The organism is Chrysosporum bergii ANA360D, from assembly GCF_029891735.1.
GTDB lineage: Bacteria > Cyanobacteriota > Cyanobacteriia > Cyanobacteriales > Nostocaceae > Umezakia > Umezakia bergii.
Window position 1 is genome coordinate 40,788 of the sequence record NZ_JANQDH010000082.1, and the last position, 24,400, is coordinate 65,187.

General features: G+C 40.9%; 23 protein-coding genes. 4 read left to right on the forward strand and 19 right to left on the reverse strand.

The window, feature by feature from the left end; genetic code table 11:
• Nucleotides 1-69 precede the first annotated feature (69 nt).
• A complete protein-coding gene (locus NWP17_RS12420; RefSeq protein WP_280655216.1) occupies nt 70-924 on the reverse strand; it encodes a DNA adenine methylase in 855 nt (284 codons plus the stop codon).
• Between the two features lie 110 nt (nt 925-1,034).
• Here NWP17_RS12420 and NWP17_RS12425 point away from each other — a divergent pair, with 110 nt between their 5' ends.
• From NWP17_RS12425 to NWP17_RS12435, 3 genes are all read left to right on the forward strand, one after another.
• Nucleotides 1,035-1,241: a DUF751 family protein gene (locus NWP17_RS12425; RefSeq protein WP_280655217.1), complete on the forward strand. Its 207-nt coding sequence runs from the start codon at nt 1,035-1,037 to the stop codon at nt 1,239-1,241.
• 67 nt (nt 1,242-1,308) lie between these two features.
• Complete coding sequence (gene rbfA / locus NWP17_RS12430; RefSeq protein WP_280655218.1) at nt 1,309-1,737, forward strand: 30S ribosome-binding factor RbfA; 429 nt, start codon at nt 1,309-1,311, stop codon at nt 1,735-1,737.
• Between the two features lie 615 nt (nt 1,738-2,352).
• Nucleotides 2,353-2,592 carry a DUF4327 family protein gene (locus tag NWP17_RS12435; RefSeq protein WP_280655219.1) on the forward strand — a complete coding sequence of 80 codons (240 nt, stop codon included), beginning with the start codon at nt 2,353-2,355 and terminating at the stop codon, nt 2,590-2,592.
• Nucleotides 2,593-3,093: 501 nt separating this feature from the next.
• On the opposite strand, the gene NWP17_RS12440 is transcribed toward NWP17_RS12435, so the two are convergent.
• From NWP17_RS12440 to NWP17_RS12450, 3 genes are all read right to left on the reverse strand, one after another.
• The gene (locus NWP17_RS12440) at nt 3,094-3,612 is read right to left on the reverse strand and encodes an RNA-guided endonuclease TnpB family protein (RefSeq protein ID WP_280655247.1); all 519 of its coding nucleotides are present in this window, start codon (nt 3,610-3,612) and stop codon (nt 3,094-3,096) included.
• Nucleotides 3,591-3,944: a hypothetical protein gene (locus tag NWP17_RS12445; protein ID WP_280655220.1), complete on the reverse strand. Its 354-nt coding sequence runs from the start codon at nt 3,942-3,944 to the stop codon at nt 3,591-3,593. Before NWP17_RS12445 ends, NWP17_RS12440 begins: the two co-directional genes overlap by 22 nt.
• Nucleotides 3,945-4,186: 242 nt before the next feature.
• Nucleotides 4,187-5,947 (reverse strand): protein kinase domain-containing protein, encoded by a 1,761-nt coding sequence (locus tag NWP17_RS12450; RefSeq protein WP_280655221.1) that lies wholly within the window; start codon nt 5,945-5,947, stop codon nt 4,187-4,189.
• Between the two features lie 280 nt (nt 5,948-6,227).
• On the opposite strand from NWP17_RS12450, the gene NWP17_RS12455 reads away from it, so the two are divergent.
• Nucleotides 6,228-6,713: a hypothetical protein gene (locus NWP17_RS12455; RefSeq protein WP_280655222.1), complete on the forward strand. Its 486-nt coding sequence runs from the start codon at nt 6,228-6,230 to the stop codon at nt 6,711-6,713.
• On the opposite strand, the gene NWP17_RS12460 is transcribed toward NWP17_RS12455, so the two are convergent.
• The 15 genes from NWP17_RS12460 to csx18 all read right to left on the reverse strand — a co-directional run bounded on the left by NWP17_RS12460 (nt 6,710) and on the right by csx18 (nt 24,245).
• Nucleotides 6,710-8,212 (reverse strand): dolichyl-phosphate-mannose--protein mannosyltransferase, encoded by a 1,503-nt coding sequence (locus tag NWP17_RS12460; RefSeq protein WP_280655223.1) that lies wholly within the window; start codon nt 8,210-8,212, stop codon nt 6,710-6,712. The two genes, NWP17_RS12455 and NWP17_RS12460, sit on opposite strands and share 4 nt — an antisense overlap.
• A 102-nt stretch (nt 8,213-8,314) precedes the next feature.
• Entirely contained in the window at nt 8,315-10,057 is a 1,743-nt protein-coding gene (locus tag NWP17_RS12465; RefSeq protein WP_280655224.1) for an ABC transporter ATP-binding protein/permease, read from the reverse strand.
• A gap of 88 nt (nt 10,058-10,145) precedes the next feature.
• Nucleotides 10,146-12,587 carry a phosphoenolpyruvate synthase gene (gene ppsA, locus NWP17_RS12470; RefSeq protein ID WP_280655225.1) on the reverse strand — a complete coding sequence of 814 codons (2,442 nt, stop codon included), beginning with the start codon at nt 12,585-12,587 and terminating at the stop codon, nt 10,146-10,148.
• A 210-nt stretch (nt 12,588-12,797) separates the two neighbouring features.
• Nucleotides 12,798-13,442, reverse strand: a complete 645-nt coding sequence (locus tag NWP17_RS12475) for a hypothetical protein (protein ID WP_280655226.1) — start codon at nt 13,440-13,442, stop codon at nt 12,798-12,800.
• 2 nt (nt 13,443-13,444) lie between these two features.
• A complete protein-coding gene (locus NWP17_RS12480) occupies nt 13,445-14,476 on the reverse strand; it encodes an RAMP superfamily CRISPR-associated protein (RefSeq protein WP_280655227.1) in 1,032 nt (343 codons plus the stop codon).
• Between the two features lie 47 nt (nt 14,477-14,523).
• Nucleotides 14,524-14,970, reverse strand: coding sequence for a hypothetical protein (locus tag NWP17_RS12485; protein WP_280655228.1), 447 nt, complete (start codon nt 14,968-14,970; stop codon nt 14,524-14,526).
• A 194-nt stretch (nt 14,971-15,164) separates the two neighbouring features.
• Entirely contained in the window at nt 15,165-16,106 is a 942-nt protein-coding gene (locus NWP17_RS12490; RefSeq protein WP_280655229.1) for an RAMP superfamily CRISPR-associated protein, read from the reverse strand.
• 50 nt (nt 16,107-16,156) lie between these two features.
• Nucleotides 16,157-17,002: a type III CRISPR-associated RAMP protein Csx7 gene (gene csx7 / locus NWP17_RS12495; protein ID WP_280655230.1), complete on the reverse strand. Its 846-nt coding sequence runs from the start codon at nt 17,000-17,002 to the stop codon at nt 16,157-16,159.
• A 68-nt stretch (nt 17,003-17,070) separates the two neighbouring features.
• A complete protein-coding gene (locus tag NWP17_RS12500) occupies nt 17,071-18,201 on the reverse strand; it encodes a putative CRISPR-associated protein (RefSeq protein ID WP_280655231.1) in 1,131 nt (376 codons plus the stop codon).
• A gap of 36 nt (nt 18,202-18,237) precedes the next feature.
• On the reverse strand, nt 18,238-18,648 hold the full coding sequence (locus NWP17_RS12505) for a hypothetical protein (RefSeq protein WP_280655232.1): 411 nt from the start codon (nt 18,646-18,648) through the stop codon (nt 18,238-18,240).
• Nucleotides 18,645-19,955: a type III-D CRISPR-associated RAMP protein Csx10 gene (csx10, locus tag NWP17_RS12510; RefSeq protein WP_280655233.1), complete on the reverse strand. Its 1,311-nt coding sequence runs from the start codon at nt 19,953-19,955 to the stop codon at nt 18,645-18,647. The genes NWP17_RS12505 and csx10 overlap by 4 nt, the downstream gene beginning before the upstream one ends.
• A complete protein-coding gene (locus NWP17_RS12515; protein WP_280655234.1) occupies nt 19,942-20,661 on the reverse strand; it encodes an RAMP superfamily CRISPR-associated protein in 720 nt (239 codons plus the stop codon). The genes csx10 and NWP17_RS12515 overlap by 14 nt, the downstream gene beginning before the upstream one ends.
• The gene (gene cas10 / locus NWP17_RS12520; RefSeq protein ID WP_280655235.1) at nt 20,630-22,879 is read right to left on the reverse strand and encodes a type III-B CRISPR-associated protein Cas10/Cmr2; all 2,250 of its coding nucleotides are present in this window, start codon (nt 22,877-22,879) and stop codon (nt 20,630-20,632) included. Before cas10 ends, NWP17_RS12515 begins: the two co-directional genes overlap by 32 nt.
• A 137-nt stretch (nt 22,880-23,016) precedes the next feature.
• Complete coding sequence (gene crn3 / locus NWP17_RS12525; protein ID WP_280655236.1) at nt 23,017-23,940, reverse strand: CRISPR-associated ring nuclease Crn3/Csx3; 924 nt, start codon at nt 23,938-23,940, stop codon at nt 23,017-23,019.
• Nucleotides 23,940-24,245, reverse strand: a complete 306-nt coding sequence (gene csx18 / locus NWP17_RS12530) for a CRISPR-associated protein Csx18 (protein ID WP_280655237.1) — start codon at nt 24,243-24,245, stop codon at nt 23,940-23,942. Before csx18 ends, crn3 begins: the two co-directional genes overlap by 1 nt.
• Nucleotides 24,246-24,400 lie beyond the last annotated feature (155 nt).

Genomic DNA, 24,400 nt, shown 5'->3' on the forward strand with positions numbered 1-24,400 from the left:
AAAAAACCCAGTTGAAGGTATCTAGAGATGAAGATGGGGAAATCACCTTACTTATTTTCTTATGATTGTTTATTTGTGCCTGTTCCCGCCCTCATTCCCATAGGAAGTAACTAACACCTCACTGATATTGCCGCGCTTTTTAGCATTAGAATTAATAGACCTTTTGGCTGATATTGTGTGAATGTTGAAGTTTTTATAAAGTTGGCGAATAAACTGACAATCTGAATTAGATAACATCAATTTTACACCACGCTGGGCTAACTCAACAAATATATCCCTGAGTTGAAATTGTTTATTTTCTCCAAAGCAATAGCTACTATAAGCTGTGAAATAGCTGGTTTCACTGACAGGATGATATGGTGGATCAAAATAAACAAAATCATCACTGCTTGTGGCATAGTTAAGAATATCTGTAAAATCTGCCGCTTCAATTACTGATGTTGAGAGTGCTGCTGATGCGGACCGGAGAATATTCTCAGGAGAAATATTAGGATTTTTATATCTGCCTAACGGGACATTGAATTTACCCTGGGAATTAACTCGATACAGTCCATTAAAACAAGTCTTATTTAAATATATAAAACGAGCGGCTCTTTCTAAATCTGTGCATCCTAAACAAGCTCTCATTTCATAATAATATTCTTTATTATGCCGCTTTTGATGTTCTTGCAATAAACAGATTAAGTCTTCAACCTGGTCCCTGACGCAGCGATAAGTAGTAATTAGTTCAGTATTAATATCAGTTAATCTGGCAACTGGCGGAAGGAGATAAAAAAAAATAGCTCCACCACCTAAAAACGGCTCGTAATAAGTTTGATATTCCTGGGGGAAATAATCAATGTATTGTGAAATTAACCGACTTTTACCCCCTGCCCACTTTAAAAATGGACGGGGGCAAGTTTCTGGGGAGATTTGACTGACCATTGATTTACAGCTAAAGTTTGAGGTGAAATTAATAATTTTCCCCCGTATAGATTACAATTAGATAAATACAAAAGCAAATCTAATTCTATAACAAGGCAGCCTATATTCAAATGTTTGACGGATTTTGGGATAACGTCTTTCGCTACCCCCGCTACTTTATTACTATCCTCTTAGGGGTGATGCTGAACACCATTGAGCCTTTGAGTCCACTGTTAAAACGCCCTGTGACTTTGATGGCTCTGCTGGGGTTTATTGTGGGTGGGCTAGTTTTTGTTAGTCTCACCCTCCGGGCTATGCTGGGCTTGAGTACCATCTAAACTGGGAAAATCCTCTGGCTAACCTATATAATTATGTCGTATAACCTCTGTGAGGAGGCAGAATCTTATGGCTACTAATCGCCGCGTTTCCCGCGTTGCTGAATTGATTAAACGAGAAGTTAGCCAATTACTACTCCACGGTATCAAAGATGATCGGGTGGGGACAGGAATGGTGAGTGTGACTGATGTAGATGTTTCTGGGGACTTACAACACGCCAAAGTCTATGTCAGTATTTATGGTACAGAGTCAGCCAAATCAGAAACAATGGCAGGCTTAAGGTCAGCAACGGGTTTTATCCGCAGCGAACTGGGTTCACGAGTTAGGCTGCGTCGCACACCAGAAGTGATTTTTATCGAAGACAAGTCCATAGAAAGGGGTACTAAGGTGTTGTCGCTTTTAAACAAACTGGAGTATGAGCGATCGCCCGAAAGTTTCCCAGGGTGGGAAAATCCTACCGATGAAGATGATCAATCTTCTTCAGAAGTAACTGATTAACAATGTCTCTTGGAGAAGTTGGCTAAACAACTGACCGAAAGATCAACGGCGAGCAGAGCTAATGGCTTCAGAGATGGGGGTTAGCCGTTGGCGATTTTAATCGCCTTCCCCATTTTTCAACTAATTCGCTGGCGCTGGCACTAGTACATCTAACATACTATGCCCTAAATGTTAAAACTACGGTGGTTTTTGTTTTAACTGCATCATGAAGTCAGGAACGTCAGTGACGCTGGAATCCCATCCGATAGCGTGGGGAGTGTCAAAGACCTGATTCCTTCAGGTCTGATTCAATGTAAGCATCACAAATTGTCAAGCGTTGGTGGCGCTAAACAGGTAGCAGGACATTTTCCTGGGGGCTAGAGCCAGGAAACTAACCGTTTTAACAGCCAATCACCAATCCCCGGTAATCACAAATTCAAGTACATTTTTCGGTTTCGTCAGGTTTTGTTGACATTCTTAACATTTCTTTAGATAATTTGAAGGTGTATAGGGTCAAAATAAATTAAGTTCCGTATAGCAAACTACAAAACCCTAGCCACAAGTCTAAATCATTGTCATGTGTTTCCCAGTACTGAATGGGAACATTATCTAATTGTAAACTTTGTGAGTAAAAACATGAGTGTAAATACGGTGCTTTCTATCAATTCTTACTACTCCTTGGATCTAATCCAAGATGAAGCCCGCAGACTGGTACAAAAAGGCATAGTTAGTAGGCAGCAGCCAATCTATACACTCTGCCAATATATTCCAGCTAGAGAGTGGGTTTGTGTTGAATGTGAACTAGAAAAATGTGACTTTTTGTTACGCGATCGCATTGGCGATTTGATTGGTCGTGAAGAATGGGAGAACGACTAGTTAATTCTGTGATTGAGGTTTTGGATTGGGGGTTTTTGGGATGTCTATAATGTGAAAGCCAAGAAATCAACGCTTAAATCCAGGTACAATGTCTAATTTTGATATGTATGTCCCCATCCAGAATTTTAGTTTTTTCATTTAGGCAAAAGCATTAGAATTTGAACGTATCAAAACATAGTGGGGGGGGTTCAACAGGATTTATCCTGTGGTATCCTTAACAAAAGGCTGTGAGTATTCTCAGGGCATTTTTGTTGAGTTAAAATCAAAAAAAGCATCCACAAATTGGTGAAAAACCCCATAAGATGTCAACTCAAGTAGTCACACAGCTAAGTATGATCTTGGTCTAGGTGACTAGGGGAGATTTGACAGTCCCAGGACGATATTTTTTAATAAATCATGTCGTAAAGGTTGTGTGGCGTGTCTGATGACGGGGGAGCAACCCCCATGTCTGAAGCCATTAGCTCCACTCGCTGTTGATATTTCAGTCAACGGTTGACATACTCACCGACCTTGAAGGTCGGTGATTCTTGACAGTTCACAGTAACTCGCAGCCGAAACAGTCTTACAGTCACTCCCTGTCCATTTTAGGTCGTGCCGATGCCCCATGCCGACCATTTTTATATTCTGAGCAGCATTCTCATATCTGTCTGCAAGAGTGTGGCAATTTAAACACAACACTGAGCGAATAGACAAATCAATCTTGCCCCAACGATACCCACAGCAACAGCAAATCTGGCTAGTAGGTTCCCATCTGTCAATTACTCGGAAATCCCTTTTAAGTTTCTCAGATTTAGCCTCACAAAAAGTTCTGAATTGCCGCCACCCTTGCCGGCTAATCGCCCTAGATAGTCTACGATTTTTGAGCATTCCTGATACATTCAAATCTTGCAAAACAATTACTTGGTTATCCTTAACTATTTTGGTTGATAGCTTGTGTAAAAAATCTTTTCTGGTATCAGAGATACGGTTGTGTAATTTAGCTATTACCCTAGCTTTTTTTAGCTCACTTGTTCTAAATATTGGTTAATATCTTCAATAATTCGCGTTAGTTCAGCTTCTGTAGTTAAGCGAATATTCAGATCGCGGATAGTTAGCAGGACTTTGGCAGCAAAGGGAGTAGGCCAAATATTGGGATTACAAAAAACTTCTAAAAATACCTCGCCAGTGTAGCGATACTCCAGAGGAGGTTGAGGAGTGACCTTACCACCTGCGGCGGTGGGTTTAGCGGCCAGAGCTTGGAGGCGTTCGATTAATTGATTGATTGCTGCTTTTAATTCCCGTGCTGCCTGGGCTGAAAAGCTGAAGGACACGGAACCTTCAACCAAATTCAGTGTCAGAGTAGTTGAAGACATGATGAATAAAGACTAATTGATAATTACCTATATTACCGGAATTTTGCGGATGTTTGTTAAAAACAATTGTTACAGGTTATTTAGTTTTGCCTGCCCTTTGTTAAGATCCTCTACCAGTATGTAATACTTTGAAACATTTAATATCGGTTTTAAGATTTACATTTAAGCTCATAGAAACCAATGTTAAATATCTGCCATGACTTAAGGCCACCGCTTGGTGGATTTTGCCGCTCTAATTTCCCTCAGTTGTCTATTCCCTGTTCCCTATTTTTTTCATCTGCTTCTTGAAATAAAGATTTGATTTTGTCCCGCCAGTATTTAGTATCTGGTAGTTTTTCGGGATTATTTCGATAATCTAAAACCTTGTCCCATTCATCATCATCTATGGCTTGATTGATGTCATTAAACAGCGCCTCGGCCTTGGCCCAATCTTTTTGCCACTGATTGATGATAGCAACTGTTTCTTTAATTCCAGAGGAAGTATGACCGGGAATAGAGCGCAGTAAAGCAATGGCTGCTGGGAGATTTCCAGATTCATACTTTTGTCTGGCTTGTTCTAGAATTTTTTGGTTGTGGTTCTCAGGCTGTGATGGATTTGATGTATCTTTTGGCTTAGGCTGAGGAATTGGTCTGGCTGTAATCAAATTAGTATCATCTACTGTGTTAATGCCAATACCTTGATCCCGCAGACAAGAAACCCACTGTTCCTTATTGGTAATTACATCCACGTGGGCCCAAGCCAAACCACCAGATTTAAGTTTAACTTCCACCCATCCGCGTTTTGTGCGGTTGCCAGTTACCTCTAAACCAGTATTTTTACTGGTGGTTTGCACCACAGTATCAGAATTAATGGCGCTGGGTTCAGAACGAATATTAGAATTGCCTGCCACCATAGCCAAGCAGGTGTTAGTATTGGTGTCATTAGCTGTAAAGTTATTAGCTAAATTTCTCACATTGGGATATACGTTAGTGACTATAGCGGCAGCCCCACCCGCTAAAAATAAACCAATTAAGAAGGGCCAAGGGTCGCCTTGGCGAGATTGTACAGCAACTGGTTGAGGGGCAGGATTTGCTGGGGCAACTGCAACGGTTTTTTCCGGCGATATTTGTGAAACAGATTGAACAGCTTGGTGATGCTGACGAGGAAGAAATTTTGGCGGTGTGGTTGGTGTTAATACTGGCTTAACAATGCTTTTACAGGCTTGCAGTGCTTCTGTTGCGGTTTGATAGCGGTCTTTAAAGTGATAATGCACCATTTTAGTTAACAGTGCTGTTAACTCAGGGTTTACCTCTACTAAATGTTGCCACATAAGTTCCCCGGTGTTGGGGTCTTCTTGTAACTCAATGGCGGGTAATCCTGTTAGGGCTTGGATAGCAATAATGCCCAGGGAATAAATATCACTGTTGGGGCGGGGTTTACCCTGCCCTTGTTCTGTGGGCATATAACCGGGGGTGCCAATGGCAACTGTAGCTGTAGGTTGCCCACCAACGCTGACTAGTGGTAATCTTAGCTGCTTGACTGAGCCAAAATCTACTAAAACCAATTTTTGATCACTGGCGCGACGGATAATGTTAACTGGTTTAATATCCCGGTGAATCACCCCTTGACTGTGAACAAACTCCAAAATTTCTAAAATCCCTGCCAATAGTTCTAAAACTTGGCTTTCACTCCAGGGCTGACCGGGTATTAGTTCCTCTGCTAGGGTCTGTCCAGCAATAAATTCTTGTACTAAATAAAATTCTTGGTTTTCATCAAAGTAAGCCAGTAGCCTGGGTATCTGGTCATGATTACCTAATTTTTCTAAGGTTTCAGCTTCGCTGCTAAATAAACGCTTGGCGGTGTCAAAAACTCTGGGGTCGGAAGTTGTGGGTTTAAGGTGCTTCACAACGCAGACAGGATTACCCGGCCGCCTGGTATCTTGGGCAATATAGGTTTGACCAAATCCCCCTTGACCTAGGATATCAGTTATTTGGTAACGGTGGTCTAGTAGCTTGCCGATCATATTTTCCCCTCAGAGTCATTAGCTGATTTTTTCTGCTGGTAATTGAATATCTAATCAATAGCTGCAACTTTTTAACCATGAAATCCGCCAAGTTAGCATAAATATTTGTTATTACAACTTTTAACCATGAAATCCGCCAAGTTAGCATATCATAATAGGAGAAAATCAGCCCCTAGGGGCGTGGGAGAAATTGAATATAGTATGATATGTTATACATAGTACCAATCAAAAATCATTTAGGTTTAACCGACTGTTTATCGAATTTGCCTGTTTACCACCAATGCCACCTAGAATAACTAACCCAACTACATGGCAGCAGGCTGAACTCCTCATGCAGCCTGCTTTTATTCGTGTTGTCGATAATATTCGTAAGCATCTTGATACCTCGAATTGGAAGGGAACTTACCATGATGTTTTGATTTGGCCTGCTAACACCAGTGATGACATCAAGGCTTGGGTAACTCAGTTGTTGCAAGAAATGGAATCTGCAAGTTTAGAACGGGCGGATGAAATTAAGGCCACTCTGGCTGATTTACCTATGCCCTATCCAGGCTATCATTTACGTTTGCAACGTCAAGACCATGAGGTGAGTTTAGACTTGTGGGAAATTTGTTATCAAGTGTGCTTTCTCAATTACTCTCCTGTGAGTGAATCTGTAAGTATTGATACTAGGTTGCTTGATGATGCGGGTGGGGTGAATTGGCAATCTTTGGAAGATAAAACTAAGGATTTAGTGGGGCGGGCATTTGCTAATTTACCAAATTAAATCCAAGTATTCAACCACATTCGCATTTTATAATCTTCAGGGGATAGGGGTAAACCTAAATATAAAGGCATCCAAAAAATAAAACCAGCCACAATTAAGAATATTATGGTGAGACCCATGGCCTGAATTTGGCGGTAATAACTGCAAAGACATTGATCTACACACCAGGCGATCGCTAAAAATGCAAATACCACAGCACTCATATAGTGGTACATAAAAACGCATCTGGTAACTTTTGTCCAAGGTAATAAGTTGGCGGCATAATTTACTATTAAATATAGGGCAATCCAACTATGAATAGTGACCTTGGCAGGTAGTATGTGCTGTTTTTGCCACCAAGGAATGACTACTTCTAACAGTAGCATTACTGCTAAAAACAAAATTGCCCCCACACCCAACCACCATAAAAAAGGATTCCCCATGGCGTGGACATCATAAATAGTTTTGCCTAAGAGAGGTTCACTGCTATTCTGGGTTGTGTGATAGTAATAAGCAATTGGTCGATTCATTAAAGGCCATTGATACCACGGGGCGCAGTAAGGATGGACACTTGGACTGTTACCGCCCATGTGGAGGTGAAATTGCAAAATTTTTTGATGTACTGCTATAAATCCATATCTTTTATCCAGCTGGAGATGAGGAATCCAGATCATGCTGTAAACTACAGCTGGGATAATTCCTAGATAAAATAGCATTGCCAATATATTTATCTGAGTAAGATTTGGTATTGGTGTGTAAGTTGCAGTTGCTGGAGATGTTTGACTGGTTTCTATCCATTGCTGATACCATTGGCGCAAAAAAAGCTGAGTTTGTCTGATTAGTGTTGTGGGGGATATTACCCGGAAGGGTCGATGGGGAAAAGACTGTATTAGTGGAATTATATAAGCTGCTACCCAAATTAAATAAGCACCCAACAAAAACCATAAGCCATTCCATTTAGTGGCGGCTGATGCACCAAAACTGATACCTGCTAGAACTAAACACCAAACACGCTGTTGATTTTGGTTATTTAATGCCAATAAAAAAAACCATTGACCTAATAAGCCAAAAATAATAATATAAATATTATTTAAAGCATATCGAGATTCAACTAAAAAGAAACCATCACAGGCTGTAAATAAACCTGCGAGTAAAGCAAAGCGATAACGATGACTTAATTGATAGGCAATACCAGCCACAACTACAGGAATAAAAGAGCCAGTTACAGCATTTAGCCAACGATAACTCCAGGGCGATCGCACTGACCCTGTGAGTTCATTTACTGTATCTTGCCCAAAAGGAAGATGACTACCCAGCCAGATGCCAATACTAATAATATATTGACTTAGTGGGGGGTGAGCATTAAAAAATGGTGTATTGGTAAGGTAGTTATTGCCGAATTTGGCAAAGTAAACTTCATCAAATACTAAAGTATTAAACCGTTCCAATCCCCAAAACCGTAAGGTGATTGATAACAGAAAAACACCCATCATACCAATTCGGAACCATTTCTTAGACATTTGTCAATACTGATCGGTTTATAAATGATGTAAGTTTGGTAGTGGGGGTATCTGGTTCCCCTATGAATGTACCTGACTAAACCGAGAAGGGCTAGACCGTAGTTAGCTAAAAGCATTTAAATTAACAGTGTACTCTTCCATTGGTAGCAACCGCCAATTAGAACTAGCATCTATTTCTAACACGTACTCATGGTATTGCAACAAACTAGGGCGGTGTCCCACACTAATTAATGTAGTTCCAGAGCTTCTGAGTTTTTCATACAAATTCTTTTCATTAGCTAAATCCAGCGCACTGGTAGCTTCATCTAGAATGACGTAGTTAGGCATACTCAGCAAAAGTCGGGCAAAAGCCAAACGCTGTTGTTCCCCTAAAGAAAGTACATTTGCCCAGTCTAACTCTAGGTCAAAGCCCCCAAATCTTTCTGGTAATTCTGCTAAATTCACCTCTGCTAACACATGGCGCATTTTCTCTTCCCTGATATCATGATCAGTATGGGGGTAAAGTAACTGACTGCGCAGCGAACCCAACACCATATAAGGACGTTGGGGTAAAAACATCATTGCTGAGAGGGGAGGACGGATAATTTGACCAGTACCTGCATTCCACAACCCGGCGATGGCTCTTAATAGGGAACTCTTACCACTACCACTGTTACCAACAATTACCAAGCCTTCCCCTGGCTGTAATCTCAATGGTAAATCCCTCACTAGGGTGCGTTCATAGTTGGGGGTTAATAGGGTGAGATGACGTAATTCAATGTGAGTATCTTCTCTGATATCAATGGTGGTCATTCCTAGCTGCTTTTGGTTGGTGGTTTCCAACGCCTCGGCTAACTCTCCCATCCGTTCAACACCCGCAGCAAAAGCGGTTAAGTTTTCAAATTGACCTACCACCACAGATAAGGCACTAAAAATCTGACTAAAAGCGATGGCTGCTTGGGTAAACGTACCAAAATCTGTTTTACCTGCAAAGTAAATAGGTGCAATTACCAAGTAAGGCAGTGCTGAGACAAAATAGTTATAGCTAGTGGTAAAAAAACCTAAATTACGTTGCCAGTTGATCAATACATCAAAGTTGCGAATTGCCCGCCAGAAACGCTGTTTAAGTTGTAATATTTCTTCTCTTTCACCTTGATAAAAAGCAATGGACTCGGCATTATCTCGCACATGAATTAGTCCATAACGAAAGTCAGCTTCTCGTTTAAGTTGATTAAAATTGATGCCTATTAATCGTTGACCAATCCAAGCAGTAACTACTGTCCCCAAAATGGCATAAACCACCAGCGCTACTGACAGAGCTACTGAGATAGATAATAAAACTCCTGTGAAAGACACTAAAGTAATAACTGAGGTGAGAATCAGCAGGGTAAAAGATAAGCTGGTACGGGTAAAAGAGCGGATATCTTCGGCAATGCGCTGGTCGGGGTTGTCGATTTTTTCGTTAGAATTAATTTGGTAATAAGCGCGATTTTGGAAATATTTATCTATAAAATGGTTAGTTAGCCACTCCCGCCATTGTAATCCCAACTTATCTTGTAGATAGCCATACATGACAACAATCGGAGTACCAATGATCAGCAGCCCGGCATAAAAAATGATGAAGCGCCAAAAGGTTGAGGCATCTTGAGTTTGGGGAAAGGTTGCCAAAGAAGTATCAATATTGCGGAAAATATAGCTAATACCGACATTGATCACATTCACCACTAATGCCAAGAGTAGCAAAAGTGCTAATAGTCCCCTCCCTTGCCATTTTTGTTCAGAAAACCAGTAGGGTTTGGCAACTTTTAGGAATTTATGCCACAACTGCGGGTCTAATCGTTTGGTCTGAGTTGTTGTTGTACTCATTAGTAATTTTGGTCAAAGGTGTGGACAATGGGGGATGGGATAAAGAAAAATTTTCTCTACTCCCACTTCATCCCGGATCCCTAATTATCTACATATTTTGCTCTACTTTTGCCACTTCGAGCATAGTTTTTAAAACTGAATCTGGATTGAGGCTGATGGAATCAATTCCCTGTTCTACTAAAAACTGGGCAAATTCTGGGTAATCGCTGGGTGCTTGTCCACAAATACCAATTTTGCGATTATGTTTCTTGGCGGCTTCTATAGCCATCTTCACCATTCGCTTTACACCTTGACTACGTTCATCAAATAACCGGGCTACTAATGCAGAATCTCTATCTATCCCCAATGTTAGCTGAGTTAAGTCATTGGAACCAATGGAGAAGCCATCAAAAATTTCTGCAAACTCTTCAGCCATAATTACATTGTTGGGTAACTCGCACATCACGTAAACTTGTAGGTGGTTGACACCTTGTTTTAAGTGATTTTTCGCCATTTCTGCCAACACTAAACGCCCTTCATCGGGGGTGCGACAAAAAGGAATCATGGGGATAACGTTAGTCAAGCCCATTTGGTCCCGCACACGCTTGATAGATTGACACTCTAAGGCAAAGGCTTCTTGATAGCCAGGATCATAGTAACGTGCTGCGCCGCGCCAACCTAGCATGGGGTTTTCTTCCTCTGGTTCAAATTGCTTACCACCTAACAGGTTGGCATATTCATTACTTTTGAAGTCTGACAACCGCACAATCACTGGTTTAGGATAAAAACCAGCAGCAATTCTCCCTATACCTTGGGCTAATTTATCGACAAAGTATTGGGGTTTATGGTCATAAAGAGCAGTAATTTGATTAATTTTGGTTTTGACAAATTCATCTTTTAAGTTATGGTAGTGAATTAATGCCATGGGGTGAATTTGGATTTGGTTGGCAATAATAAATTCTGTGCGTGCTAAACCTACACCATCGTTGGGAATTGCAGATAAACTGAATGCTTCTTGAGGATTACCCACATTCATTAAAATTTTTGTGCGGGTGCGGGGTAAGTTTTCTAAAGGTGTTTCTTTAATTTGAAAAGGTAATAAGCCGTGATAAACTTTACCTTCGTCTCCTTCAGCACAAGAAACAGTGACCTCTTGACCGGTTTTTAAAATTTCTGTAGCATTGCCGCAGCCGACAATAGCGGGTACTGCTAGTTCTCTGGCAATAATAGCCGCGTGACAGGTGCGCCCGCCGGAGTTGGTGACAATGGCGCTGGCGCGTTTCATAATCGGTTCCCAGTCTGGGTCGGTTCGGTCTGTTACCAATACATCCCCGGTTTGGAATTGGTGGATTTTACTCACATCTAAAATCAGCTTGATTTTACCTTGACTTATGGCAGTACCCACAGCCCGACCGGTGACTAGGGAATGGGGGGGTTTTTCTGGTTTGATAATGTGATAACTACGTAACAGGTTTTCCTGTTTCTGGGACTGGACTGTTTCGGGACGGGCTTGGACAATAAACAGTTGATTGGTGATTCCGTCCTTGGCCCACTCGATATCCATGGGGGAGTAAGTACCATGGGTTTGGGTGTAATGGTCTTCTATTAAACTAGCCCATTGTGCTAGTTGTAAAATTTCTGTGTCGCTCAGGGCAAATTTATTTTGTTCTGTGGTGGGTACGGCGACGTTTTTAGTAAATTTTGAGCCGTCATCATAGATCATTTTTAGTTTTTTGCTGCCCAGTTTTTTATGAATAATGGGGGAGAAACCTGCTTTTAAGGTGGGTTTAAACACATAATATTCATCTGGGTTAATGGTTCCTTGAACTACGTTTTCCCCCAAACCGTAGGCTGCTGTAATTAGTGCTGCATCTTTAAAACCGCTTTCGGTGTCAATGGAGAACATGACCCCGGAGGTGGCTAGGTCAGAACGCACCATTTTTTGTATGCCTACGGCCAGGGCTATGGTAAAATGATCAAATCCTTTGGTGTGGCGATAGGAAATAGCCCGGTCTGTAAATATGGATGCAAAGCATCTATGACAGGCTGCTAAGACTCCCTCGACACCAACAACATTTAAGTAAGTTTCTTGCTGTCCGGCAAAACTCGCGTCTGGGAGGTCTTCGGCTGTGGCGCTAGAACGCACTGCTACATCTGTATCTGTGTTGTAGTGTTGACATAGTTTTAGATATGCTGTGGCTATGGCCTGACGCAATTCCACCGGAAACGGTGTGTGCATGAGTAGCGATCGCGCTTTTTTGCCTCGTAGTTGTAAATTTTTGACATCCTCAATGTCCAAATCACTGAGAAGTTCCCGCAACTTTGGTTCTAACCCTGCTGATTGGATAAAATATCGGTAAGCATAAGCGGTGGTAGCAAATCCTCCGGGAACTCTGACCCCTTGGGGTGTCAACTGTTGAATCATTTCCCCTAGGGAGGCATTTTTACCCCCTACTAGAGGTACATCAGTAATATTAACTTCATCAAACCAGAGAATAAGCGATCGCTGTTTTTCAGATTGAGTCAATGTGTGTTGAGATACCTTAACCATCTGTGTTACCTCTCAAGTAGATGCTCTGGTTGTCAGTTTGTTATGGCTGGGATCTTGTCCCTATGTTTAATTTTAGATTCAATATTTGGTCTTGTCCTGTGATATGCAACAGATCATACTGTTTTGGTTTAAGGTTGATCAGGTGTTAGGCAGATAAGCTCAGTAAGCGGGCATCTTGCCCGCGCTACATATGATACTTAAGTTTTTGCTCTAATTTGCACATTTAACGCTTTTAATACTGCCATCTTCTTTAAGAGAAATAATTTTTACATCCACGGTTTGCCCTTCTTGAAGCAAACTGGCTTTTCTTGGTTCTCTCTCGGTTAATTTAATGGTTCCTAAAATCTCGTAGGTTACTCTGTTACCATTGATTTTGGTGACTGTGGCTTGTAGTATCTTCCCTTCGTGGAAATCTTGGGATTCTACTAGTTGGGCGATTTCTTTTTGACGTGCTGACTCTGGGGTAAATGCTGAGGGGGGAATAATGTCACCAATGGGTACACCAGCATCTTTGTAGTAACGCATGAGCCGAGTTACCCAGCCTAATATGTGCAGTATGGTGTTGGGATTAGGAATGGTTTTGAGATAATCACTACAAGTTGTTTGGATGTTGGTATAGTATCCTAGGGTTTTGCCACTGTGTCCTATTTGTTTACCGTCTCTGACTAGGGTGGTGAGGTAGGTAAAAAATCTATCAGTGGCATCGCTTTGATTAACTATACTACGTAAGTAGGCGATCGCTTTGCCTAGTTCGTTAATGTCTGTATCTTCTTGTACTAGGGTTTGGGCGATGGCGTGGGCAATTTTCCACTGTTGATCTGTGAAAGATGGGGAACCTAAGTCTGTTATAGTCATAGTTAGTACATTCCTGCTGGGGGTTGGCGATCGCTGGGATAAAGGAGAATGGCGGCGATTTCTTCTAGTTGGGGTTTTTCAATGAGGCGCGAGTGGGCGGCTTGAATGTTTTTCTGTTTATATTTGGCTAATTCTTCGCCGGTTAATTCGTCGGATGTATTGGTTTGGTAGGATGAGTAACGCTGTTTTAAATCTTGGGGTCGGATGATCTTATCTATGGTGACAGTCATGGTTCCCATACCAATGGGTTTACCCCCTCCTACTTTTAAAGCCATGGGATATTTGGGGTCTTGTCCTAAAACAATTAATAAAGTTCCTAATTCCTCTGGTAATAAGTTTTTATAGTGTAATTGGGTGGTGAAGGTGTATTCTCTCCCTGCTTGCTGTACAGCAATTCCCGAATTTTCACCTTTACTAATGGCTTTATTGGTGTTGTAGTAGAATTTCCGTCCGGCGGCTTTCCCTGCGATTAAATATGAGTCATTTTCATCGGGGCGGGGACGATATAATGAGGGCATAAAACCTATGGAAAAATCTACATTAGTACAGGTTGCGTCGTTAAAGTCAAGTAATCCTTGCCAATCTAGCGCCCCAAACACGCGACTAGCTGGGCAAAGTTTTTCTTTGTTCTTACAAGGTGAACGGTCTCTGGGCATTTTATTTATATGCTTAGAAGTTGTGACGGCTAAGGTACTATTAGTAATAGCTTCGTATAGGGAACGAATACAACCTTTTAGGGAACTTCCTTGAATGGAGAGTTTTTGGTCGATGTTTTGCACCATGGTTTTAATCAAGGAAGTTTTGCGGTTCAGGTCGCTACCCAAGACAACTAAACCGGTGGAGACGTGTAAGGAAGTTTGTACTTTCAGGGTTAAATATAAAGTACCATGCAGGCGATCGCTCAGATATTTTTCGTGACCAACTGGGCGTTGTAACTTGGGGGGTTGTGGGGGAAATGAAACGAGTTTGTAAGGTTTGGGTCCAATTTCTGGTTTGGAGGAATCTCTGGGGGTTGGTCTAGGGGTTCTGGTCATGTTGGTTAAATGTGGATGTATATAGATGTATATAGTCTATGGGTGGGTTATTTGATGGTTAAAGCGATAAAGTGGACTTTGGCGGTTTCTGGGTCTATGAAATATCTTTGGGCAATATTGGTTATTTCTGGTGGTAGTTTTTTAGGAAAACGCTGATCTTTGGCATCATGTATATAAGCATCTCGGATTTTAGTTTGCCAATTGTCTCCTATTTTAATCAAGTTTTTAATCAAGTCTGGTTTTTCTGAGGCGACGGTTAAAAGGAGAATTTCATAATTATCGTTAGGTTTTCGTTTCCATCTCAGTTCGCATTGTTGATTAAACATTTGTCCTTCTAGCATGGGGAAGTCTGTGTCTATGGGTTTGGTTTCCCAATCCTGACTAACTTGATGACTCCAACGTAAAAAATAGTAGCTTGGTTCAATGGCTAATTCTGAAATTAGATTTAGTAAATCGCTAACTGATAAATTTTTCTTAACACCAACAAAGGTCATAAGCTGAATTATAGATGGAGGGTATTGGATGTAATGTGAGTTGGGGAGAATGAAGTACAAGTTTGGGGAAGATGTATTAAGCAGTGAGCGGGACTTGTACTGGGCATAGTGGAAGTATAGTCGAGGTATGCTCGCACTACAAGAGGATCATTTACATTTGTATCTCCCGTGTTTGAGGAATGCTATAGGAATTACTATTTATTACTTACTTCTAGTAATTTACTCCAAGACTTGACACTGCGTTGAAATAAATCATGAACAGTACCTTCTCGCCAAGTGAGTTGCACACCAAAACCTAAAGCCATTTCCTGGGCTGCAACTGGTGTATCTTGATGGTCTGGTGTGGGGAAACTATATAACTTTGCTTCTTCTGGTTGTAGAAACTCTCCCACACCTAAAAGGTGGGTGTATGTCCATTGTTTTTGACTACCTAAAGCTACAATTTGTTTGTCCTGCAATTTACAACCAGGATACTGCACTACGGCTTGATTTAGTTGCACTTTTACAGTACCTAAACCACGGGATTTAGCAAAACCTAAGCCAAACCAACCATCATCTAGGTCACGCAATACTAAGCCAATTAAACCTATTTGTGCAAGAGTGAAGTTTTTTAAATGTATTTTGGTGTTAAATTTCCCGGAGACGCATACTTGATAATTAAAAGGTCCAACAGCTACTGAACCAAAAACTCGATCAATGGCTACCCCGTTTCTTTCTTCTAGTTTTAATGATATGCTTGGGTCTGGATGAGCATCTTCTATTCTCAATCTGCTGGCGATGGCAGTATTACCAAAAATTTGGTCAGTAAAGGAAGAGAGTTTATAAATGTCGCTGGTTGATTTGTTTTTGAGATATTCATATTTATCATTTAGTGGGTCGTTAGCCCAGGGTAAGCTGGAGTTGGTTCCGGTTTCTCTCCCTACGGTTCTGACTATGCGTTCTGCATGGGCGCGAATGGCACCTTTTAAGCTGCTTCCTGGTAAGTAAATGGAACGTCCCCCGGCGTGGTAGGTTTCCACAAATTCCATGTCTGGCTTGGTGGGGTCTGCGCCTTCTTTACCGGATTTAATGAGAACTGGTCCGTCGGGTATGATGCTTAAATCAATAGTGCAATGGTTGACAAATTTTTTGTGCATGGCTTTATATGGGGAAGTGTTGAGTTTTAGAAGGCTGGTAAAAGCTGTGTTTAGTTCTCTACTTGAGTGCGATTGGGTATTTTGTTGGTGAGGTGGTCTATTAATCTCTCTACCCAACGGTCTTTGAATTCCTGCGCGTTTTCGTAGGCTTTTTCGTCTCTCATGACCAATTTTTTCAGATAGTTGAGTAGTTTTTCTGGTTGATCTGGGGGATAGTCAAACCAAAGCATTTTGTCTATGTCTAGCTTAACAACACCTAGACCACGCGATCGCCCGCCTCCTAGTGGTATCTGTTCTGTCTCAAACTGATGTAACCCTATCATCAATAGTCCTAATTCCCATTCCTCGGCGTTTTCTACCACGGCTTTAAATTCAAACTGTGTTTGTGCTGGGACTACTTGGAAATCGTAGAGTTTACCCTCTGCTGCGGTTTCTGTATCTCTTTCTATGGCTACACCGTCTCTTTCTTGGTATTGTCCAAACCAGGTTTCAGGTAATACAGTTAAGTCTCGCACTTGAAATTTACTGGCTATCCAGGGTGAACCAAACAGAAGAGATACTAAATCTGTTTGCTTGATAATTTGCTGGGTTAAAGATTGGTCATTGTCAGCAGTGTTTTTTAACTTGTTCATGTTGTCGGTGTTAATTGACCATTCGCTCTCAATAGCTGGATTTGCAGCTAAACTAGGGTCAATACCCCGGACAAAACTTTCAAGACGCGATCGCAATGCTCCTTTAAAGCTAGATCCTGGGATTAATGGTTGACCCAAGGCGTCTTTAATCACTGGTAAATCTGAGCCGGTGGGTTCTGTGGACCGTCCAGCGCTGATGCGTAGGGCGGTAATTGTGGTTAGTACGCCTGTGATTTCTAAGCGGTTTTTGAATGTGTCAAACATAAATTAAGTTAGAAATGATGAATGAGATATGATTTACTCACGCAGAAGGGTAAAGAGAAAACTTATTGCTAGACTCTTTCACTTCGTTGAACATGGTCATGACTTCCGTAGCGTCGTAAAGACAAAATACCTCCTTCTATAACTTTGCAACTAACTCTGAGACTATCGTTAACACGAAAGTGGTCTATTTGATTAGAACCTTGATATCGTGTATAGCCTAATGGTTGAAAAAGTACGCTAGTGTCTCCACTTGATTTAATTAATAAAGCAGAAACTTTAGCCAGGTTTTCTTGTAGAGTTACTTTCTCTCTTGTGTCTCTAATTCTGTTGTAATCTTCTCTAAATGTATCTTCATATTGTAACCTTGCAAAATTTAGTAGTCTTTTGGACAATATATTACGTTTAGATTCACCCCAGATTAATTGACCCCAAGTAGATAAAACTTTTTCCTGGTTATATTCGCCAATCATTGATTCAGGTATATCTCCTACTTCTGATAAAGATATTCCTCCACCAGCATCCATTAAAGCAAATTGCACTGCATAGGGTTCTATCTGTGATTCATCTATTTTGATAGGTAATCTGGGAATTGTGATTAAATTGGATTCCTTACCTTCAAAAATATAAATTATTTCATTGGAATAGAACATACCAATGGTGTTCATGTAGCCTTGTAAGCTCTTAAAGCCACCAACTAAATTAAAACAAATTTTGTAGGTATTTTTCAGAGGTAAAACTGTGTCGCGTAACCACATGATTAAATCATCTATTCCCTCGGAAAATGCTTCAGTTGTAGCAGTTGATAATCCACGTGGTGTATAGATTTCTGTGATTGACAATCCTTGTTTGCTCAAAAATTCTTTGACTATTTCCGCAGTGGCTTTACCTTGTGCGGTATCAGTAGAAATTAACCAATGAATATCTTGTCTCCCATCCTGTAGTTTTTCTGTATACAATCCATAAATGCCATTCAGTTCGGCACTAGCTTCTCTGATATGAGGAATTGAACTTTTTTTTAATTTTTCAATGGCTCTGTTTTTTAGGATCGAAATTATTGCAAGGACTTCTTTAGAAGTATTTTTCTCCGTGAGATTAGCAGCATCTCTTAGTTGAGTATACCAATTTTTTTCTGATTCTTCATAACGGTTGATTTGATTTGTTAGTAAGCTAGTTCCAATAGTAGAAATAACGACTCGCATATCTTTTGACTCCTCTTTTCCAGTAAATATTTCAGGTTACTTTACTTCGCGTTTATACTTTAAATGTCGTGCGCCATAACCTAAGTAGCGGCGGATTAATTCTAACCAAATGGGGTTCAAGTCGGCTTGATTACCATTAGCGATTGTTTCGGCTGCTTGTTTGATTTGTTTGTCAATGTGTGAAATGATTTTTTCTGCGAGAGAGCCTTGACCTCTCCCCCATTTTTTATCTCTACCTTCTTGATAACGAATAAAGTTTTTAATCACTTCTGCGCTCTCGGTGGTGTCAGCTACACGTAATAAGTTACGAAATTGAGCTTCTTCTAAATCTCCATAGCTGGTTTTATTATCCAAAGCTTCTTTAATCCAAATAACTAGATGGTCTTCTGTTTGACGGATATGTTTTTGGATTTTGAATTGTTTGTGTGAATCGGTTTCTGCAATCATTTTGCACTCTCCCTAAATACATTATGAAACTCATTACAAATCTGGACTTGTCCGAAGCCTTCCCAGGTGCGATCGCCTACTCCTTGCAGTTGTAGTTGATTTAATTTATCTATCCATACCTTTGGTTGATTTGTACTAAATAAGTATACACCACCTCTGTTAGTGATTAGTTCTATATCTTTCATCAACCCCCAGGCTGAGTTCCAACCAGAACGGTAGTCATAACTACTATAAGCTACTTCTAGTTTGATAAATTCGTCTCTGGCTGTATCGTTGGGGAGTTGGGAAAATTCTGCATCTAAACCCACATATTCACATAACATGGCTGGGGAAATAACTGTGGTTCTTTGCCAATTTTCGGTAAGTATGGCGTGAGATTGCAGGTCTAGGGTAAAGTAGGTGCGGTTTGCTGATAGGTTTTTCTCTGGTTCTCCAAAGATTGACCAGAGTTTCCAACGTCTTTCTAGTTGGTGATTAAAAGCCGCTATTCTACTACTAACATCTGTGACTGCATCTTCCATGGTGGCTTTGACTTCAACTTTACCTAAACCTCTAGAAATTGCACTACCTAAACGGAAAATCTGGGGGTTGTTATTGAAGAATGCTGTTAAAGATGCTGCTAATTCTTGATCTTGAATTAAAATGTCACTTTGATAGGTTACATTTTGCCAATTTTTCTCTGGGGAATCTGGAGTAAATGACTCGTTCAAAACTTGAATGCTGTATAGTATCTCATCCTCAGACGTAGCCCGTTTTCGGTTGATACCTACTCTGGTTAAAAAACGTTTGCTGACGGAATGTTTACTATATTCCTCGTTTGTACAACTGTAGAAACCGCCGAAGGGTTCAACTCGTGTATCAGTTTTTTCCTCTAATGATTTTGGATCACTGGGGTCAAAGGGATAGTTGTATGCGTCGGCACAAAAACGGTCAATTAAAGTGTCGAAAACTCCGTTTTTTGGGGGTTTAAAACCAGAATCTGTTTTTTTGGGTTTAAAACCAGAATCTGTTTTAGAGCTAACTGCTGTGGCTGGTAGTACCATCACATGATCCGTGGGGTGAGGTACAGCAGGATAGGCGTTATGAAAAATCGCTGGTTGAGAATTTAAAAATAATGCTGCAAAGTCACCTCCGTTGGTGGTTAAATTTTGTGGCTCTACTCCTGATAATTGTAGCATTTGAGATGCCACTGCCCCTCTAATGACGGAACCGGGAATATAGTCTTCTGCTTCACTCACAGAACCGGGTTTTTGATTGGCTATGGACAGGGGGGATAGGGCTGTAATAGTTAATTTAATTCGCTTCATATCTAACCTTGGGTAACAACATTTCCCACTTTTGCTCATCTACTGTTAATTTCAGTTCCTCCCAAATCAGCCAACCCAGCCCGGCTGATTTACTTCCTCCTAAAGCATGAATATGATGTAAGGCTGCTAAAATTAGCGCTTCGGCGTATGGTGGACAGGCTGGTAATAAGTGAAGTTCTCCTGTAAATCTCAATTGATTATGGGGGGGAGAGGTTTCTAGAAAATACAGTTTTTTGTCTTCCGCAATGCGACGACGGCGATTTATGGTGACACCAGGACGCAGAAACGTTGGTAGGTCTTCCCGTGGTAGGTCATTAACCAAATCTTCTACTATAATTCGGGATGGAAGTATGGGATTACCGAAAATTTGAGAGATAAAACAGTGATAGCCTTTGTAGCCTTCCACTTGATACTGCGCTCTAAATTGGCTGCTGACTTCTTCTTCACTGGGACAGAGAATTTCTGCTTTTGGTGAGTCAAAAATCTGCCATCCTAACCCCTTGGCTAGTTTTTCGCACTCATGGCGCAGTCTACCCTTAATTTGAGAACCGGGAATAATCAATTTTCCGGCGGCGTTGCGGACTATGGGTTTATCTGCAAGGGAACCGTCGGAACCACCAGCACCGATACACAAAGCAGTATCAATTCTGGCTGTTAAGGTAATAGTTTTTACCTCATTTCTGTTTATGCTGTTGAAATATATCATTTGGTTTTTTGGAGGTGTCGTTATCCTCTGGTTCAGGAATAAAGGGATATAAATCTACTAATTCTCGCCAGATGGTTTCATAAGTTACTGGTTCTTTTTCGTGTTTTGAAGAAATCCAAGGAGCCAGATTACCAGTATTAGATGGATCTTTGGGTTGACACCATGGGTTTTCAAATTCTTTTTTTAGCGTTTCTTGGTCTTCTTTACTTAATCGCACTCGGAAGTAACGATAATTGAGTATTGCTGTTTGTTTACCTTGTTCTAGTAAACTGCGGATTTGGTAAATTTGCGATCGCGGAAATTTTACAGCTTTTAAGGCTGTGGCTGTGGCTAATAGTCCGCCTATTTCGTGTAATGTATAAGGTGCTGCATACAGTTTGAGGTTTTGTTTTTTCTTGGTTAGTCCCTGGGAACGAAATTCACTAATTTCAGAAGAAATCATGGTTACTGATTTCATCACTAAAAAGTCTATTGTCCCGCCGTATTGTTTTTGTTTTTTCAGGTCTTTAGCCAATTTTTTGGCAGATTTTAACAGTTGTTCTGTTAGCTTTTCCGCGTAGTATATGGGGGTGTCATCGGCGGTAATTAATACTCCGGCGGACATACTTAATTCACATTGATGTGGTGTTGCTGGGGCTAGGCGGTAACGATGTATTGTTGCTGGTTTTGTTTTGTATCCTTTCTTGAACAATATGTTTTCAAATTCTTCGCCAATGGTTTTAGCAATGGCTAAGGCTTGATCTGCGGGAACAATTAGCATCACATCATCCCCGCCAATGGTTAAGATTTCAAAGGGATGAATCCATTGTCCATTCCGCTTTAGTTTATCTTCTTTAATGTTCTCAAGTTTGTGGGGGTGTAAGTGTTCAGCTAGTGCTTGATAAACTGATTCTGTAGTTGCTTCTAAGATATCTTTACTAAATTGCCGATATTCTTCTGGGGTTTTAATTTTCTGGATGTACCCACCCATATTGTTACCATCAGCATAAATATAGGCAACAAAACCATCTGGTTTACTAGCATTGCCAATTTCTATTAGAGAGCGTGCCTCCTCTATACTATTAATGCTCTCATGACGGCGATAATATTGATCAGATAATTGATTATTTTTTTGCTTTTGCAAAAATTTTTCAAACTTCTGCACCCAACTGGGTATATAAATTTGACCGTCTTGCCAATCAAAACCAGCTTTTTCATACCAATGTTTAGAAGTGTCATCTCGTTTAGCTATTTGTCCCACTAGGCGCTTGCGAGCTAAACTTTCAGAAAACCAAGGGTTATTAGGAAGCTCGTCGGCTCTGATAACGGCGGATCCGCGATCGTTGTCATCTCTGATTATACAAGGATGGGTTTCAAACATTGGCGGATAGCGACGACTAGGACGATGGGGAAAGTCATTACCGCTACGTCGCTGATTGAATAATGAGGCTAGTTTACCCGCTAGTTCATTAAAACTTTTGCGGTATTCAAATGCTTGTTGTGGGTTTGATTCTGGTTGATCAAAATAAGCCTTTACTAACTCATGGTTGAGGTTTTGCTGATATTTTTCTAACCAAAATGTTTTCTCAATTTGATTTGGTAGTAAACCAAAGCGAATTTCTAAAGGCTTAAATTTACCGCCAACAGCGCAGGAGTTAGCTGTTAGGGTTTCTTCTGTGTAACGTTTTTCTATGGCGTTGGCTAGGTCATCTACAAAAGCCCCAGGACAAAAAGCCAGGATGTTTCCGCCGGTGGAGTAAATAATTAGTTCTCGAATTAGTGCTGCTTCTAAACCGGCAAAGTTGTTAGCTAACCATTGGGAAATGGTAATTGATTTTTTGCCTTGACCGAAAAATGCAGGTAAGTCAACTAAATTAATTCTGTCTAATAAGGCGGAAGCGCCCCGGATATCGGGTAGTTTAGAGCCTTCAAATACATACTGTTTGATTTTGGTTGCACCACCATAAACTAAGCCGATCTCAGAGTTCCACAGTTGGGGGTATTTTTCGGTTAACCCCTTTAGTTGTTGGACTGTGTGGGGAAATTCTAAGCCCTGTAGTTGTTGTACCTGACTGATTAACTGCTTTAGTTCTTGTGGTAGTTGTTCTGGAAGATTTGAACTTTCTTGTAGGGCTTGGTGCATTTGCTGTAATACTGGCAAATCAAACTGGGGTGTTTTATCTTTACCCCATGCTAAACACCATGCGATCGCTGTTGTCATGGAATTGGGATTGGTCATATCAATTCACTTTTGTGTTTGGTTTCTGCACTCCTGGATTTTTTTTCTCCATCAGTTATCGCATCAATTGTCACTTTACTGATCATACTATATGAAATATTAAACTGTGGAATTAGCAAGAAAATGTTACAAAATATTTACTGATTGAATGTAATTATTTCCCTGACTCGTTTTAACAGGGTTTGAGGAATATTAGCAGCTTGTCCCCGTATCCAGGGTCCAGCAGTGATCTGTAAATAAGGTTGCTGTTGATGAATTGTTTCCACTGTATGCAGCACACTATTAATTACCCCGATGGGTTTTAAGTTACCCCGATCGCGGCAAAATTGATGCCAAGAATCCACAGCCTCTGGCTGGGAAGTAATAATTAAATAATGGGTGCAGGCTTCTAAAATGGGTAATTTCTCTGGCTGTACCATCCCCCCCACGTCCACAATGACTAGGGATTTTTGTCGCCTTAGTTTTAAGATGACTTGGGAGTGGTAGGGAAAAAATTCCGCGCTTAAACTACCGCGATCGCGCATTTTAAATGCTTCTATTTTTTCTTGACTTGTTTCTGGGTCTAGTTCTAAAAGATAGTTACCTTCACCATCCCAGTGGGCCCGTTGTAGATATATATCAGGAGTTTCTGCCAATAAGCTTTGAAATAAAGCATGGGAAAATACGCTTTTACCGCTATCTGGTGGACCCACCACTATTAAAGCCGGACTTAATTCTTTTTGCAGTCCATTGGGAGGCTCCATGGGAATTATATCCCCAATGCTGACTAAATCAGAGTGTGTAGCCACTACTACCGCTCCTAAAAATCGGGGATCATAACAGGCTACCCAAGCTGTGGGATGTAATTCATGGGTGAGGTAGGTATACAACCAAATGGGGCCACGTCCAGAAATAACCACACCACCACTGGTGTCAATTCCAGATGGTAGTTCTAAATTAATGAGGTCTTGTGGTTTGATGACGCGATCGCTTTTGGTCAGAGAAATTAGTAACAATTGGTATTTCCAGCCTTGATAAATTACTGGCTTACTGATTTGTAAACTCAATGAAGGTTCAGCCATTAGTTTTTCTTCCCTTGTTGTAGGTTTGACACATCTACTTGTTGTAAAAATACAGACTCAATGTAATTAGACTCTTCATGGGCTGATATTACATCACGGCGATCGTTGATTACCAAGGTAAATAAAAAGCGATCGCCCACCCATCCCCCGACTAAACTGGTTACAAACACCCCCATAGTACAAATAATCACAGAAAATAACCCCAAGGGGGCAATTATCAAGATAATCCAGGTCAACCCAGCATTGAGGAATGCTACCAAAATGCTGCGGTACATCAGCAGCTTTTTCACCATAGATAAGGACATAGAGCCAGATGTGTTTTTGGGATAAGTTTATTATGACACCACCATAGAAGAGGCGTATTCTAAGTCTAGGGAAAATAGGATCATCAATCTGTTACGCAATTTGCATAACGGTGGCGGGCGGGATACCCGTAGTATCCACCCATACTGGTAAATAG